15 protein-coding genes are annotated in these 15,325 nt (G+C 41.3%); 7 read left to right on the top strand and 8 right to left on the bottom strand.

Features of this window, described 5'->3' with window-relative positions; all coding sequences use genetic code 11:
• Positions 1–34: 34 nt before the first annotated feature.
• A complete protein-coding gene (locus PSH54_RS02595) occupies positions 35–439 on the bottom strand; it encodes a nuclear transport factor 2 family protein (protein ID WP_004588774.1) in 405 nt (134 codons plus the stop codon).
• 368 nt (positions 440–807) lie between these two features.
• On the opposite strand from PSH54_RS02595, the gene PSH54_RS02590 reads away from it, so the two are divergent.
• On the top strand, positions 808–1,887 hold the full coding sequence (locus tag PSH54_RS02590) for a ketoacyl-ACP synthase III (RefSeq protein ID WP_138579147.1): 1,080 nt from the start codon (positions 808–810) through the stop codon (positions 1,885–1,887).
• A gap of 82 nt (positions 1,888–1,969) precedes the next feature.
• Entirely contained in the window at positions 1,970–2,356 is a 387-nt protein-coding gene (gene gloA2 / locus PSH54_RS02585; protein WP_004588776.1) for an SMU1112c/YaeR family gloxylase I-like metalloprotein, read from the top strand.
• 17 nt (positions 2,357–2,373) lie between these two features.
• Here the strand turns inward: gloA2 and PSH54_RS02580 are convergent, their stop codons facing one another.
• Together PSH54_RS02580 and PSH54_RS02575 are read right to left on the bottom strand one after the other, a co-directional pair.
• Positions 2,374–3,735, bottom strand: a complete 1,362-nt coding sequence (locus PSH54_RS02580; RefSeq protein ID WP_273605416.1) for a leucyl aminopeptidase family protein — start codon at positions 3,733–3,735, stop codon at positions 2,374–2,376.
• A gap of 82 nt (positions 3,736–3,817) precedes the next feature.
• The gene (locus PSH54_RS02575) at positions 3,818–4,240 is read right to left on the bottom strand and encodes a hypothetical protein (protein WP_024031949.1); all 423 of its coding nucleotides are present in this window, start codon (positions 4,238–4,240) and stop codon (positions 3,818–3,820) included.
• A gap of 104 nt (positions 4,241–4,344) precedes the next feature.
• On the opposite strand from PSH54_RS02575, the gene PSH54_RS02570 reads away from it, so the two are divergent.
• The 3 genes from PSH54_RS02570 to PSH54_RS02560 all read left to right on the top strand — a co-directional run bounded on the left by PSH54_RS02570 (position 4,345) and on the right by PSH54_RS02560 (position 8,930).
• Positions 4,345–4,512, top strand: a complete 168-nt coding sequence (locus PSH54_RS02570) for an oxidoreductase-like domain-containing protein (protein WP_273588408.1) — start codon at positions 4,345–4,347, stop codon at positions 4,510–4,512.
• 324 nt (positions 4,513–4,836) lie between these two features.
• On the top strand, positions 4,837–7,416 hold the full coding sequence (locus PSH54_RS02565) for a TonB-dependent receptor plug domain-containing protein (RefSeq protein WP_004588780.1): 2,580 nt from the start codon (positions 4,837–4,839) through the stop codon (positions 7,414–7,416).
• An 86-nt stretch (positions 7,417–7,502) separates the two neighbouring features.
• Positions 7,503–8,930: a tetratricopeptide repeat-containing sulfotransferase family protein gene (locus PSH54_RS02560; RefSeq protein ID WP_273605415.1), complete on the top strand. Its 1,428-nt coding sequence runs from the start codon at positions 7,503–7,505 to the stop codon at positions 8,928–8,930.
• Positions 8,931–8,940: 10 nt separating this feature from the next.
• On the opposite strand, the gene PSH54_RS02555 is transcribed toward PSH54_RS02560, so the two are convergent.
• Positions 8,941–9,843, bottom strand: coding sequence for an alpha/beta fold hydrolase (locus tag PSH54_RS02555; RefSeq protein ID WP_248450388.1), 903 nt, complete (start codon positions 9,841–9,843; stop codon positions 8,941–8,943).
• A 128-nt stretch (positions 9,844–9,971) separates the two neighbouring features.
• On the opposite strand from PSH54_RS02555, the gene rlmF reads away from it, so the two are divergent.
• Entirely contained in the window at positions 9,972–10,904 is a 933-nt protein-coding gene (rlmF, locus tag PSH54_RS02550) for a 23S rRNA (adenine(1618)-N(6))-methyltransferase RlmF (protein ID WP_273605414.1), read from the top strand.
• A 49-nt stretch (positions 10,905–10,953) separates the two neighbouring features.
• Positions 10,954–11,958: a low-specificity L-threonine aldolase gene (gene ltaE, locus PSH54_RS02545; protein WP_273605413.1), complete on the top strand. Its 1,005-nt coding sequence runs from the start codon at positions 10,954–10,956 to the stop codon at positions 11,956–11,958.
• Here ltaE and PSH54_RS02540 read toward each other — a convergent pair.
• From PSH54_RS02540 to PSH54_RS02525, 4 genes are all read right to left on the bottom strand, one after another.
• The gene (locus PSH54_RS02540) at positions 11,941–12,525 is read right to left on the bottom strand and encodes a thymidine kinase (protein ID WP_004588785.1); all 585 of its coding nucleotides are present in this window, start codon (positions 12,523–12,525) and stop codon (positions 11,941–11,943) included. The genes ltaE and PSH54_RS02540 overlap by 18 nt on opposite strands.
• 101 nt (positions 12,526–12,626) lie before the next feature.
• Positions 12,627–13,421, bottom strand: a complete 795-nt coding sequence (locus tag PSH54_RS02535; protein ID WP_273605412.1) for an amino acid ABC transporter substrate-binding protein — start codon at positions 13,419–13,421, stop codon at positions 12,627–12,629.
• A gap of 67 nt (positions 13,422–13,488) precedes the next feature.
• On the bottom strand, positions 13,489–13,959 hold the full coding sequence (locus PSH54_RS02530; protein ID WP_029774244.1) for a methylated-DNA--[protein]-cysteine S-methyltransferase: 471 nt from the start codon (positions 13,957–13,959) through the stop codon (positions 13,489–13,491).
• Positions 13,956–15,311, bottom strand: coding sequence for a DNA-3-methyladenine glycosylase 2 family protein (locus PSH54_RS02525; protein ID WP_273605411.1), 1,356 nt, complete (start codon positions 15,309–15,311; stop codon positions 13,956–13,958). The genes PSH54_RS02530 and PSH54_RS02525 overlap by 4 nt, the downstream gene beginning before the upstream one ends.
• Positions 15,312–15,325 lie beyond the last annotated feature (14 nt).

The raw sequence follows: 15,325 nt of genomic DNA, 5'->3' as shown, positions 1-15,325 counted from the left end.
TGATGTACCTATAAAATTTAATACGTTAAAAAAGTTAATCTTCATCCATTGATATAGTAAACAGCGCGCACGGGGTCCCTTGATGAAACACCATTTTCCATTGTTCATTACTTTTACGCCAAAGCGACATACGTAAGGAGTAATTAAACTCACTTCGGGCTGAGCGCCTATAAGCCGCTTGGTAACTAATTTGCGCGACATCATCGCTAAGCATTCGCCCTTTAAAGTGCTGATTATAAAACTGCGGAACAACCTCGGTAGGTAAACGTGTGAGTACGTGCTGCTTATCAAATACGGTGCCATTAGCTGCAATTTCAATAAATTCATCATCAAGTAAGGCATTTAATGCATGGCTTGATTGACGAACATCGGGGTCGAGCAACTGTCGTTCGGCCTCTATCAAGTGATTAAACAACGACACTTTTATTTTATTGCTCATGGGCTTCCTTATTATGTATGCAATTGCCACGTGTTTGTGTGTTTATACGTTAAACGGGCAGTAATTAATAATATCGGCTTACTTTAATTCACTCAAGCTAACAGCTTGAACGCAGTGCCATAAACGCAAGCCACTTACGTTTAAGTGAAGCTGCAAAATCATGCACTATTCAATTATATGCTGTTTAACACATCGCTACGTATAGTTTTAATACTTGCTTACTCTTTAAACAAGCTTTACGTCAAATTGCCCACAATTACTATTATTTACGAGACAAAACAGGTTAATAACTTCTCTTAAAGGGCAATTTTTGATATAACTCACCCATTAGCAATACACGTCAGACCACCTTTTTAAGAGAACACACTATGGCCTACGCACATATTACTGGTTGGGGTAAATGCATTCCACCAGCAAGCATTAGCAACGATGAAATTAGCGAAATAGTTGATACCAACGATGAGTGGATCACCACACGTACTGGTATTAAATCTCGTAGGGTTAGCCATGTTAGCACTGCAGAACTTGCAACCGTTGCCGCAAAGCACGCCATCGATTGTGCAGGGATTGACGCAAAAGATATCGATTTAGTTATTTTAGCAACGTGTACCCCTTCTACTGTGGTGGCCAATACCGCCTCTTTAATACAAAAAAACATTGGTGCGACCGGCGCTGCAGCTATGGATACCAATGCTGCGTGTTCTGGTTTTTTATATGCCCTTCAGGCTGCTACCGCACAAATTCAGGCGGGTATGATCAAAAAAGCCGTGGTTATTGCTGCAGAGCGCATGACCTGGTATGTAAACTGGGCACGCCGTGATAGCGCTGTATTATTTGGTGATGGTGCAGGCGCAGTAGTACTCGAAGCCGCAGATACACCCGCAGGCCTACTTGGTACTAAAACCGGTTGCGACAGCGAAGACAGAGACATTTTGCATATCACTAACTTTGGTAGTGATTTAAATAAATATGAGCCAATTGGCCCATCGGACTTACTATTTGAAGGCCGCGAAATTTTCAAACGTGCCGTTAAAGGTATGAGCGAAGCGTGTGATGATGTATTAACGCAAGCCAACCTAAGCCTCGATGACATAAACGTATTAGTGCCACACCAAGCTAACTTACGTATTATTCAAGCAATTCAGCATCGTTTAAAAGTGCCGGATGAAAAAGTAATGGTAAACATTGCTGACTACGGTAATACCTCAGCCGCCACGATTGCTATTGCGTTATGTGAAGCCGTAGAGCAAGGCTTAATTAAGCCGCATTCAAATATTATGTCGGCAGCGTTTGGCGCAGGTTTAACGTGGGCAGCAAGCTATATAAAATGGGGCGAGCGTGTAACGCCGATTAAAGTAAGTGATGCAACTTTGCCACCGTGTGAGCTAACCGGCCTTGAGCTTGTAGCCCCCGCAGTTAAAGCCTGCAAAGACGCTGAGCCTAGCTAAACGTTTTTAAAGCACATAAAAATTAAACGCACTTTTTAGTGCGTTTTTGTTTTTAGGAGAACAAACTCATGGAGCTAACTACATGGAACTATTAGGCATTCATCATGCTGCTATTATTTGCAGTGACTACGCCCGCTCTAAGCACTTTTATAGTAACGTACTTAAACTTAAAGTTATTAACGAGCATTTTAGGGCCGCGCGTAATTCGTATAAATTAGATTTAGCGATGCCTGATGGCAGCCAAATAGAGTTATTTTCGTTTGATGGAGCACCTGCAAGACCAAGCTACCCAGAAGCGCAAGGCTTGAGGCATTTAGCATTTAAAGTTAAAAACGTTGCCCAAGCTAAGCAGTATTTAGAGTCACAAAATATAACAGTGGAAGAGATAAGAGTGGATGAAATAACCGGCAAAAAATTCACCTTTTTTGCCGATCCAGATAACTTACCGCTTGAGTTATACGAGGTATAACCCTCGTATAACAAGGTTTATTTAAAGCGGCTTTGCAGATAATTAAATACCGCACGAATACCTAACGCTTCGCCGCCGGTTGGGCGCCCAGGTAAAGCACGTAAATTCCACGCCATTACATCAAAATGTACCCACGGAGTGGTTGGCTCTACAAATTCTTTTAAATAAAGCGCCGCGGTAATTGCACCACCAAATGGTGTGCTGGCACAGTTTGCCATATCAGCTACATCGCTCTTTAAAAAGCTTTTGTACTGATCAAATAAAGGCAATTGCCATACAGGGTCGCTTACATCCATAGCGGCATCAATAATACCATTTGCTACATCGCGCTCTGTTGAGAAAAAGCCCGGTAGCTCAGTACCTAAAGCAACACGACAAGCACCGGTAAGGGTCGCAAAGTCAATAATTAGCTCAGGGTTATCGTTTTGTGCCTCGCTAAGCGCATCACACAATACTAAACGCCCTTCTGCATCGGTATTGTCTATTTCTACCATAATGCCTTTACGCGTTTTAATTACATCACCTGGGCGAAATGCATTTCGCGATACCGCGTTTTCAACCGCAGGCACTAAAACACGCAGTCTAATTGGTAAATTAGCCGCCATAATTAGCTGCGCTAAAGCAATAACGTGCGCTGCCCCGCCCATGTCTTTTTTCATGTTACGCATGCCAGTGCTTGGTTTTAAATCAAGCCCGCCAGAGTCAAAACATACCCCTTTACCGACTAAGGTAATAAGTGGTGCGTTTTCATCACCCCATTTTAAATCAAGTAAACGCGGTTTGTTTTCGCTGGCGCGCCCGACCATGTGTATTGTTGGGTAATTTTGCTCAAGTAGCTCATCGCCAATCCACTGGGTAAATTCACCGTTGTAATTATTGGCTAAATCTTCCATTACTTGCGATAAATGCTGCGGCATCATATCTACCGCAGGTGTGTTTACTAAATCACGCGCTAAATAAATGGCATCGGCTTGTTGCTTAATACGCTGATACAGCGCTTCATCGGCAATGGCTAATTGTGCTTTGGCCGTTGGTTTTTCTTTATATTCACTAAATTCATAGCCGCCTAACACAAAACCAAGCGCGACTTGCTCTGTAAAGGCATCATCGCCTTGAATTTGATACGTGCCCAGCGGTAATTTATTGGCAAGCTCGCCTGCGGCCCAAAAATCATCTTGGCTTTGTAATAAACAATAAACGTGGCTTAGCTCACCGGTTTGCGCGTCAGGCACAAGCGCTAAACCTTGCTTTTCAAAGCCGCTATTTGTTAACCATGTTTGGATAAAAGCCGGTTGTTGTGATTGCCAGTCAGTTAACTCGTTTTTAAGAATAAAAGATAAAGGAATACCAGAAGAAGTATGACGAAGTAATGCACTCATTGAAAAGCTCATATAATAAAAAATGGTAGCTCAAAGCATACCAATAAGACCGGCTAAAAGGTATAGCTAATTTTAGCCAGATTTATTCTTTATTTGGCGCTTTAGTGTGTTGTTTTAAATCCTCTTTAACTATTTCGGCGTCTAGCTCTTTAACTGGTTTATTAATGTTAAACGAGCTAGGCAATACATCTACACCTACCATTCTGCCTAGCTTTACAACCAATGGAATAGTAATAGGGGCAAACGGCAGTACGGCAAATACACCTAAGCCAAGCCCTTTTAAAATATCTACAAACTGCTCATTAGCACGCTTTAACTCTTCTTTGCTGGTTTGCCCTTGCGTGTAACGCCTATAAATGGTGAGCATTTCTATGGTTTCTTGCCTTTCTTGCGCAAGAGCAATTTTTAGCGCCACCATTGCACGACGAAAGCGAAGCTGTTGGCGCTTTTTACTAATTTTAACTACCCGCCAAGGCGCACGGTGAATAACTTTATATAATCGCATACCCTTTATTTTCACACATAAGGGGTTTTACACAAGAATAATTTACTTAATACGCCCTATACTTTACTCTTTTGCACCATAACAGTGCTCACAAGCTCATTTTTATGCAAAACAAACAAATAATAGTACTCCCCAAACCCCAAAAACCACAGCCTGATGAATGCTGCGGCGGAGGTAGCTGTAGCCCTTGCGTGTGGGACGAATACAGACAAAAATATCGTGATTGGCAAGCGCAAAACACACCACCTGCCTCACCAAAAGAAACAAGTTGATAACATTCACTCACCCACTTCGCGCATTAAATCTTCGAAAAAGCGTTAAAATCGCACTTTATTAGTTCAAATTAGTTACATACTGCACCATTATTGCAAATATATTTTATTTTGAACTTTTTGTTATTAAAGAGTTAATTATTAATTGCCCTGAAAGTTTTTTATGTATAGGCTGTACATAGGACTTCACATGAGGTGGGCTTTTAGCTTTAAGAAGTCGAGTAGGTGACTCTTTATCCCCATGTGAATACGTCCAAAATTATAAATAAGTAATGTTAATTACTGCATTACGTACAAAATATATTCTAACTGGGGAAAATTAGAATGAAACTTAAAAGCAATGCGCTAAATCAAGCAATTAAATTTGCATTAGCAACAACAACCACCGCAGGTTTGTTTATTTCAGGTTCTGCTGTTGCAGCAGAAGAAAGTGAAACTAAAGTTAATAAAAACGTTGAAAAAATTGCCGTAGTGGGTACTCGCTCAGCGCCGCGCTCTATTGGTGATTCACCGGTTCCTATTGATATTATTGGCGGTGAAGAGCTAGAAAAGTCTGGTAACACAGACATGCTAGAGCTACTTAAAGGCTCTGTTCCTTCTTTTAATGTTCACCAAAACCCAATCAGTGATGCTGCATCACTAGTACGCCCAGCTAATTTACGTGGCTTACCTTCAGACAGCACATTAATCCTTTTAAACGGTAAACGCCGTCACCGTGCTTCTGTTATTGCATTTTTAGGTGGTGGTATTAACGATGGTGCACAAGGCGCTGATATTTCAGTTATTCCTAGCATTGCACTTAAGCAAGTAGAAGTACTACGTGATGGCGCAGCAGCACAATACGGCTCAGATGCAATCGCAGGTGTAATGAACTTCCAACTTAAAGATGCCTCTGAAGGCGGTAAATTTGAAGTACGCCATGGTCAATACTACGAAGGCGACGGTGATACAACACAGATATCGGGTAACGTAGGCTTACCATTTACAGACAACGGTTTTGCTAACTTAAGTTTTCAATATAAAACAGCAGATGCAACAAGTCGCTCAGAGCAACGCCCTGATGCAGCCGCACTTTCTGCTGCAGGTGTACCAGAAGTGTCTTCGCTTGCGCAAGTTTGGGGTGCCCCAGAGGTTGATGACGACATTTCAATTTTTGGTAACTTTGGTTTAGAACTAACAAACGACTCAGAATTTTATATGTTTGGTAACTACTCTGAGCGTGACGTACGTGGTGGTTTTTACTACCGTAACCCGCATACTCGCCCAGGTGTATACTCAAACGATGGCGGTGAAACACTACTTGTTGCCGATTTAACAGAAGACATGAGCGGTAACTGTCCTACTATCGCAATTGATGACAACGTACTAGATAACCCTGACTACATTAGCGGTGTTGCTAATAACCCTGATTGTTTTGCATTTAACGAAACCATTCCTGGCGGTTTTACGCCTAACTTTGGTGGCAACATTACCGATACCTCTTTAACTATTGGTACAAAGGGTATGTTTACGGGTGGTTTCCTTAAAGATGCATTTTACGATTTAAGCGGTACGGTGGGTTTAAACGAATCTCGCTACTTTATTTACGACACGGTTAATGCGTCGTTAGGTGCAGACAGCCCACGTGATTTTAGCCCAGGTAAATATGAGCAACTAGAGAAAAACTTTAACTTTGACCTTTCTAAAGGCTTTGATTTTGACCTAGCGTACGATGTAAATATTGCCGGTGGTTTAGAGTGGCACGAAGAAACATTTACTGTAATTTCAGGTGATGAAGCATCATTCACTGCAGGTCCTTTAACTGAGCAAGGTTTTGGTATTGGCTCTAACGGTTTTCCTGGTTTCAAACCTTCTGATGCAGGCGAATATACACGCCGTAACTACGCAGCTTATGTAGATATTGAAGCACCATTTACAGAAGAATTCTTAATGGGCCTTGCGGTACGTTTTGAAGATTACGACAGCTTTGGTACAACAACAAACTACAAAGTAATGGCGCAGTACCACGTAACTGAAGATCTAAATATTCGTGGCTCAGTAAGCACAGGTTTCCGTGCCCCTACTGTTGGCCAAGCGAACGTTAGTAACGTACAAACCAACTTAAGTGATGGAGTATTACAAGATTCAGCACTTTTACCACCAACAAACCCAATTGCAGTGCAATTAGGTGGTACAGAGCTTGAGCCAGAAGAATCGCAAAGCTACACATTAGGTGCGGTTTACACTATTGGCGATTTATTTGTAACACTTGATTACTACAACATTGAAGTTGATGACCGTATCAGCCAATCTGAAAAAATTGTACTTAGCCAAGATGATAAAGACACGTTAGAAGCAGCAGGCGTACCAAATGCGCAAAGCTATGCACAAGTAAGCTTTTTCACAAATGACTTTGATACAACAACGCAAGGTATTGACTTAGTAGCAAACTACACAGCTGACATGCTAGGCGGAAGCTCTACATTTAGCCTTGCTTACAACTGGAATGAAACTGAGGTAACTAAGTTCAGCGACATTACCGGTGAGTTTAAAGTTAAGCGTTTAGAAGAAGATTTACCTAACCACCGTGCAACGCTTACTTGGGCACAGCAGTGGGAGTCTTTTTCAATGTTTACCCGTGCTAATTACTACGGCGAATACCAAGGTGTTCACGTAGATTACGATGCAACAGCAAAAACAGCTGATGCAGCAGTAACTATTGACGCTGAAATAACGTACTTCTTAAATGAGTCTATTAGCTTCTCGGTAGGTGCACAAAACATCTTTGACCAAGACGCTGAAAAACTTGATTTTGAAGACCGTACGGGTATCCCTAACAATAACTGGGGCGGCCAATACTACGAAACGTCTCCATACGGTATTAACGGTGGCTTCTACTACGCGAAAGCAACCTATACTTTCTAATATTTTTTCATGATAAACCAAGGCGAAATGTTAAGACATTTCGCCTTTTTTATTTTATATTAATTAAAAAACAATAATGCCTCATCATGCTAATTAAAAAAGCCAATCAATTATTACAAGAAAATAAACTCAAAGAAGCCGAGTTTCATTTTAAAGCAATTTTAAATAGTAACCCGCAAAGCGGCGAAGCATTATTTGGTTTAGGCAGGATAGCACTTAGGTTAGAGCGCTATGATGCAGCGGTATACTTATTACAAAAAGCATGCGAACGTTTACCCCATATGCTTGAGCCACTGCACGCCCTTGCCGATGCATTTAACGGCGTTAATTCCCCTAATGATGCGCTTAAAGTACTCGAATATGCTAAAAGCCTTGCAAGCCATAACCCAGAGCCTCATTATTATTTAGCTCAGCATTATTTAAGCTACGGCGAATTAGACAAAGCACACACCACATTTGCGCATGCGCTAAGCATGGGGCTTTACCCCGTAACTGCCTATATTTTATTTGAACTAGTACAATTAGGCCGTTTCAATAAAGAACATAATTATGTGAGCAACCTGCACCACTTTTTAACGCAAACGAATAACGTGCGTTTAAAAATGGTGTGTTACTACGCGTTAGGTAAAAGCTACGACAAACTAGAAGATACAGAGCAAGCATTTAACTACTATGTGCTTGCCAACAAACTTCAAAAAAAGCTTACTCACTTTAAAACCAGTGACTTAGTGCCTTTTTATGAAGCAATTATAACGCATAATACACAACAGCTAATTGCATCTGCCGATCACACTTTTACCGGCACTATTACGCCTGTGTTTATTATTGGTATGCCCCGCAGCGGCTCAACCTTACTTGAGCAAATGATGGCCAGCCACTCACAGTTTGCCACATTAGGTGAAAACACCAGTATTGCTAACCAAGTGGTGGCATTTATAGAGCAGCAAACGCAAACCCCTTACCCGCAATGCTTAAGCGCACTTAGTAACGATTTAATCGCAAAAGCTCGCAATATTTATATTGAAGAATTAAAAAAAGCACAGCCTATACGCCCTTTCATTATTAATAAGCTACCGAGTAACTATCAGTCTATTGGCTTAATTTACTTGCTGTTCCCTAATGCTAAATTTATTAATTTAAATAGGGATTTTAACGCCACTGCTTTTTCGGTGTTCAGTAACTACTTTGCCGAAAATGAGCCGTACTTTTGTGATTTAAAAGAATTTAAACTTTACCATGCGTTGTATGCAAAATTAATGGATCATTGGCGCAGCCTGCCCTTATTACCGTTATACGATATTCATTATGAGCAAATAGTTGCCGATCCTGAGTCGCAGCTAAGTGCTTTATTTTCGTTTTTAGGGTGTGAGTATGAACCGCAATGCTTAGCATTTTATAAGCGTAAGGCTGCTGTTAGCACATTAAGCAAACAAGCCATTAGGCAGCCAATTAATACACAGGCACTCGCGCATTGGGAGCGCTATAAAACACCGCTTTTAAAACAATTTGAATGAGCCTAATTGCCTAACTGTGTTCGTTAAACCAGCTTACAACATCTTTAAATTGCTCATCCCGTGCCTGAGGGTGAGTAAGCATATTAATATGATCGTAATCCACACTATGACCATGGCGCTTGCCATAAATTTTAAGGGTTTGTTTTCCAGGTCCGGACTCTGCCATAAACTTTTTAATATCAATAGGCTGCGCAAGAGCCTTATCGTTTACAGCGCCAATATGTAGTGTAGGAGGCACCTGCACTTTAGCTAAGGCTTTTGCATAGTCAAAACCATCATCGCTATCTATCCATGGCCTTTTTTTAGCCCACTGCATGCTTTGATAATGCGACTTTTGCGATTCGTTATCGCTGCCCCACTTATAGCCTTTAGCGTTTAAGTACCCCTGTTTTTTAGCCAATATGGGCGCCATAAAATACCAAATTACATTTGCTTGTAGTAACTTTTTAGGATGATTGTTAAACAAAGAGCGTTTAGAGCCAAAATAAGCACACGCTTTAACCTCTTTTAAATACTCAGGAAATCGTGCAAAAACACTATTCATTAAAACGCCTCCCCAAGAGTGAGCAACCCAATAGTCTGGCCTTTTACCCTCAAATTGTTCAATGTAATTAATAAAGGCGGGGATATCTTCTACTATTGCCTCTGTTTGACCATATTTAGCCTGCGGCGAAATAAGCGGCTTGCTCTCTCCACGCCCGCGCAGGTCTGCTACATAACAGCAGTAGCCTTGCTCAGCCAAATAAGGAGCTAGCCCCTTATTGCTATGAGTATAAAAAATTTTGCCGTTTTCTACTGCGCCGTGCATAAAAAACACCACGGGGCCCGCTTGCTTGTCGTTTGCTATACGGCGTAAATGTAGCGTTTGCTGATTGCCTAGTTGAACAAAATGTGAGTGCTGTGTAATTGCCACAAATTTTCCTTTATTATTTTTAGCCACTCATCCTACCAGTACCACTGTTAATTCTAAAGTAAATGGTTGCACTTTTTAGTGGGGCATTTGATACAATTGCGCCATTATTTAATTGCTAAATTAATGCTATGAAATCAAAACAAGTCTCTAACAAGCTTCACCCACGCAACCAACATTTACATGGCTACGATTTAGACATGCTATGCGATAAACATGATGCGTTAACCCCTTTCATCATCGTCACCCCTGCGGGGAGTAAAAGCATTGATTTTACCAATAACACAGCAGTAAAAACGCTTAATCAAGCGCTTTTAAAAGCGCATTATAAAATAGATTTTTGGGATATTCCTGAGCATAATCTTTGCCCTCCTATTCCTGGTCGCGTTGATTACATTCATTACTTGGCAGACTTATTAAGCGACGACAACCAACAAAATATTCCAACTGGCAGGCAAATTAAGGTGCTCGATATTGGCACAGGGGCCAATTTGGTCTACCCGTTAACGGGTAATCATGAATACAACTGGCACTTTACTGGTAGCGACATCGATGCAAATTCTATAAAAATAGCGAAACAAATCGCCCAATTTAATGGTTTAAAAATAACCCTTAAACACCAAAAAAACGCATCATCTATTTTTGAAAACATTATAAATCAAAAAGATTTATTTCATTTAACCCTGTGTAACCCCCCGTTTCACGCAAGCGCAGAAGAGGCCAATAAAGGGTCGCAGCGCAAATGGAAAAACTTAGGGAAATCGCCTAAAAACACCCTTAATTTTGGCGGGCAAAATAATGAGCTATGGTGCGAGGGCGGCGAAGCACAGTTTATTAGCAATATGATTGCTCAAAGTGAGCAATTTGCAGAGCAAGTAATATGGTTTACCTCCTTGGTTTCAAAAAAAGAAACACTTAAAGTGTTAGAAAATAAATTAAGCTCCCTCCCTATTGCCGAATATAAAATTATAGACATGGCACAAGGACAAAAAGTAAGTCGCTTTATTGCCTGGAGTTATTTTGATAAAGCCACCCGTAAACAAATTTTTGAAGAGCTTGTTTAAACCCATAAAAACAATAAAGCCTGTAGTACTTAATAAAGGAATAACAACCATGATAGATTTTCGCTCAGACACGGTTACTAAACCTTCAAAAGCCATGCGCGATGTAATGTATAGCGCGCCAGTAGGCGATGATGTGTACGGGGATGATCCTAGCGTAAACCAGCTAGAAGCCTATGCAAGTGAGCGTTTTAGCTTTGAAGCCGCACTTTATTGTAGCTCTGGCACGCAAGCTAACTTACTTGCGCTTATGGCTCATTGCGAACGCGGAGATGAATATATTTGCGGGCAAAATGCCCATAACTATAAATTTGAAGGCGGTGGCGCTGCAGTATTAGGCTCTATTCAACCACAACCGATTGAGAATGAACCCGATGGCAGCCTCTGCTTTGATAAAATTGCCGCCGCAATAAAACCAGACGATAGCCATTTTGCCAACACCCGCTTACTTAGCCTTGAAAACACCATAGGCGGAAAAGTGCTCCCCCTTAGCTACTTAGCCAAAGCACGTCATCTTGTAAATGAGCACTCGTTAGCTCTGCACTTAGATGGCGCACGTGCGTTTAATGCAGCGGTTGAATTAAACGTTGATATTACAGATATTACCCAGCACTTTGACTCTGTTTCAATTTGCTTATCAAAAGGGCTAGGTGCTCCCGTTGGCTCGCTATTACTAGGCACAAAGGCGCTTATCAAAAAAGCACGGCGCTGGAGAAAAGTACTCGGTGGTGGCATGCGCCAAGCCGGAATGCTGGCAGCCGCGGGGCAATACGCACTTGAAAATAACGTCTCTCGCTTAAAAGACGATCACGCTAATGCGCGATATTTAGCAAGTAAGCTTAACGAACTCAATGGGTTTAGCGTTGATATGAATAACACCACCAACATGGTGTATGCGCGCTATTCAAGTGAGTTAAATATAACGCATATTAGCGAGCAATTAGCACAACAAGGCATATTAATTAGCCCAAGCAAACAGCTTAGGCTAGTCACTCATCTTGATATAAACCAAGATGATATAGATACTTTTATACGAGCCTTAGCGGCCCATATTTAACTCAGCCTTATAGTGCTTGCGGCACACCGACACATAACGGTCGTTGCCGCCAATTTCTACTTGGTTACCATCGGCAATGGCATTGCCGTTTTCATCTGTACGCAACACATGATTGGCTTTACGGCCGCAATGGCACACTGTTTTAAGCTCAACCAGTTTATCGGCCCATGCTAGCAAGTACTGAGAGCCAATAAATAACTCACCTCTAAAGTCGCTTCGCAGGCCATAACACAATACCGGAATACCAAGTTCGTCAACCACATCAGTCAGCTGCATAACTTGCTCTTTAGATAAAAACTGGCATTCATCAACCAATACACAGTGGCGCTTTTTTTCGTTTTGCAGATTTTGGATCAGCTCAAAAACATTTTTTGACGCATCAAATATATGCGCATCAGCTTGCAGCCCGATACGAGACGATACTTTTCCTACACCAGAGCGGTTATCAATTGCAGCCGTTAAAATAACTGGCTCCATACCGCGTTCACGATAGTTAAACGCAGATTGTAATAAGGTGGTTGATTTACCCGCATTCATCGCAGAGTAGTAAAAGTATAATTGAGCCATTGCCGTGCCTTAAGATAAAAAGTGCGCTTATGCTACCTTAATATGCGATTAATACCAATTTCATATCGCTATTTTAGTTAATAAGCGCTTTGATTTTCTTATTACTCAACAGCTTGCAAGTATTTTATATAAATTTGTGCACTGTCAAAGCGCGCTAACCATTGCCATATCTCTTTACTAAGCTGGCTATTTTGCTGGTAAAACTGCTTTGAAAAAATTAAATAACCGTCGGTTGTTTCATAAGGCGGGTAAAGGGGTTTTACATCGCTCCCTTTATGTTGATAGCTCGACACTTTTAAGTCATCTACTTGGCATAAATCAACACTTGCCTGTACCACTCCTTTATCAAGTAATTCAAAAGCTTTGTCTTTTGAAAAAGTATTATGAATATAAAAAGGCTCTTCTTTTAGCGCGCTGTTTAAGCCATAGCCATTAGGAATGGCGATAGTGAACGCTTTATTTTGAAATACTTCACGTGTTTGCCATTGTTTATGAAAACGAGCTCGCCCTATTAAGCAGCTACTAAAACGACTCACTGCAAATTTTTCTAGCAACACCCCTTTTTCGTTTGTAGGGTACACAGCAAAACGTTCACGCCCATCACGATAGCTGGCAATAACGGCATTAACACGGTTAAGCTCTAAATCGTTTAGGCATCTGCGCCATGGTTTTCTAACAAATGAAATAGCCACATTGGGTATGTCGGCATCCAGTTGCTTTAAAATTTCAATTGAGGCGCCAGGGTTATCTATAGGTACCTCTTGCCCAATGCCCAAAAACATAGGTGTAACGTCTTTATCTTCGTAGCAAAATATAAGCGTTTGAGAGTTAGCAAACACCGCTGAAGAAAACATCAAACCAAATATAAATAAATAATTTAAGCTGCTGATACTCATAATAATTTTTATTAGTAAATAATGTAAATTGTAGCTTGTGATAACAAAGCTGCCAGTGCTGTAACAGTTAAATTATCCCTTCATGCTTTAGTAGCCAACTTTTTCTCTCAAGGCCACCAGCGTACCCAGTAAGCTTTGAGTTTGCACCAATAATTCGATGGCATGGCACAATAATACTAATGGGGTTTTTGCCATTTGCAGCCCCGACTGCTCTTACCGCCTTAGGGTTATTTAATTGTTTAGCTATATCGCCGTAGGTCATGGTTTTGCCAAAAGGGACGCTGAGCAACGCTTGCCACACACCATTTTGAAAAGGCGTACCTTGCGTATCTAATGGCACATTAAAGGTTTTGCGCTGACCATTAAAGTATTCGTTTAATTGCTTTACGCAGATTAAAACCGCTTCATTTGTTACTTGCTCAACGGGTGTATGGGTGTAGTGTGTTTTTGGGTAAAAACCAACATAGCTCACCCCGTTTTCAGTCGCTTGAATAATAACATCGTCAATCGGACTCGAAATTGCGGTCTGTATAATCATGAAAGTTGCTGCCATAGTTGAAACGTTAAGTACGAGCGAAATGGAGCGCTCAGCTCTGGGTTAAATTGCTTAGCATTAATCAGCGCCTTTTTTACTCCGAGATCGCCGGCTAATAGTATATCTGGGTTACTTTGCCCGCGCAGTTTAGCGTAGTTAACAGTCCACGGCCCTATGCCTTTTATATCGAGCCAATTATCCAAAACCCTGTTATCGGGGTTATCAGCGCAGTACTTAGATAAATTTTTTAATGCATTTTTGCGCGATTGCGGCATTTTAAAAAATTCAAAGTCGCATGTCGCTAAATCCTCAGGCTGTGGAAAATACACTTTATCTGCGTGTTTATCGCCTCGCTCTGCAACCAGCTTTGTTACTAAAGTGTGCGCTGCCCCCACGCTAACTTGTTGACCCAATACAGCGCGGATCCCCGCTTCAAAGCTTGACCATATCCCAGGTAAGCGTAGCCCTTCACTTAATGTAAATGCCCCATTAATACTGTTTTTTAAGTGGCTTTCAATAGGGTTTATATCGGCATCTACATCAAGTACACGGCGTATATTATTAATTACTTTTTGTAAGTGCTCGGTATTATTTATTACTATTTCAACTTTAAAATGGTTATTTTGCGCCTTAAAGTGCGCATTAAAATAACCTACCGCCCCTTTTAGCTTAAATGTTCGCCCGTAACTGGTTGGGGTTATCCACTCCATAGGCTCTATTAACCGCTTTGACAAAAAGCTGTGCAAAGCCTGCCAATTGTAAGGAGGTCTAAAAGGGAGAGTTAATACAATCACAGGGGTTGCCTCTTTTTTTGATTTTCTGAGCTTTGATGGCGCTATATTTAACTGTTGTAAAAAAGCATCGTTAAAACGTCGCACACTTTTAAACCCAGCGGCAAATGCAATATCGGTTATGGGTAATGTGGTTTCTTGAATGAGCTTTTTAGCAAACTGACATTGGTTAAATAACCGATACTGAGTAACAGACACACCAAAGTGCTGATTAAATATGCGTCGCAAATAACGACTGGTAATACCCAAACGAGTAGCTAGTATTTCGCAATTACAGCTATCACCTAAATCAATTAACTGCTTAGCTCTAAGCGCGGTCGTTTTTACCCCCTGCCAAGCAGCGCTGCCCGGAGCACTATCGGGCCTGCAGCGTATGCACGGTCTAAAGCCTGCTTGCGCTGCGTTGTGCGCATATTGATAATACACCACATTTTTTTCTTGAGCGGTGGGCGCGGGGCAAATTGGCCGACAATAAATACCGGTGCTTTTTACCGCAACGTAAAACAAGCCATCAAATCGTGCATCGCGGCTTTGCCGTGCTTTTTGCCAATACTGATTATTCATGTAGGGTCTTAATC

The sequence above is a fragment of the Pseudoalteromonas sp. Angola-30 genome (genome assembly GCF_028599215.1).
GTDB lineage: Bacteria > Pseudomonadota > Gammaproteobacteria > Enterobacterales > Alteromonadaceae > Pseudoalteromonas > Pseudoalteromonas atlantica.
This window is presented reverse-complemented; position numbering and strand designations above follow the sequence as displayed.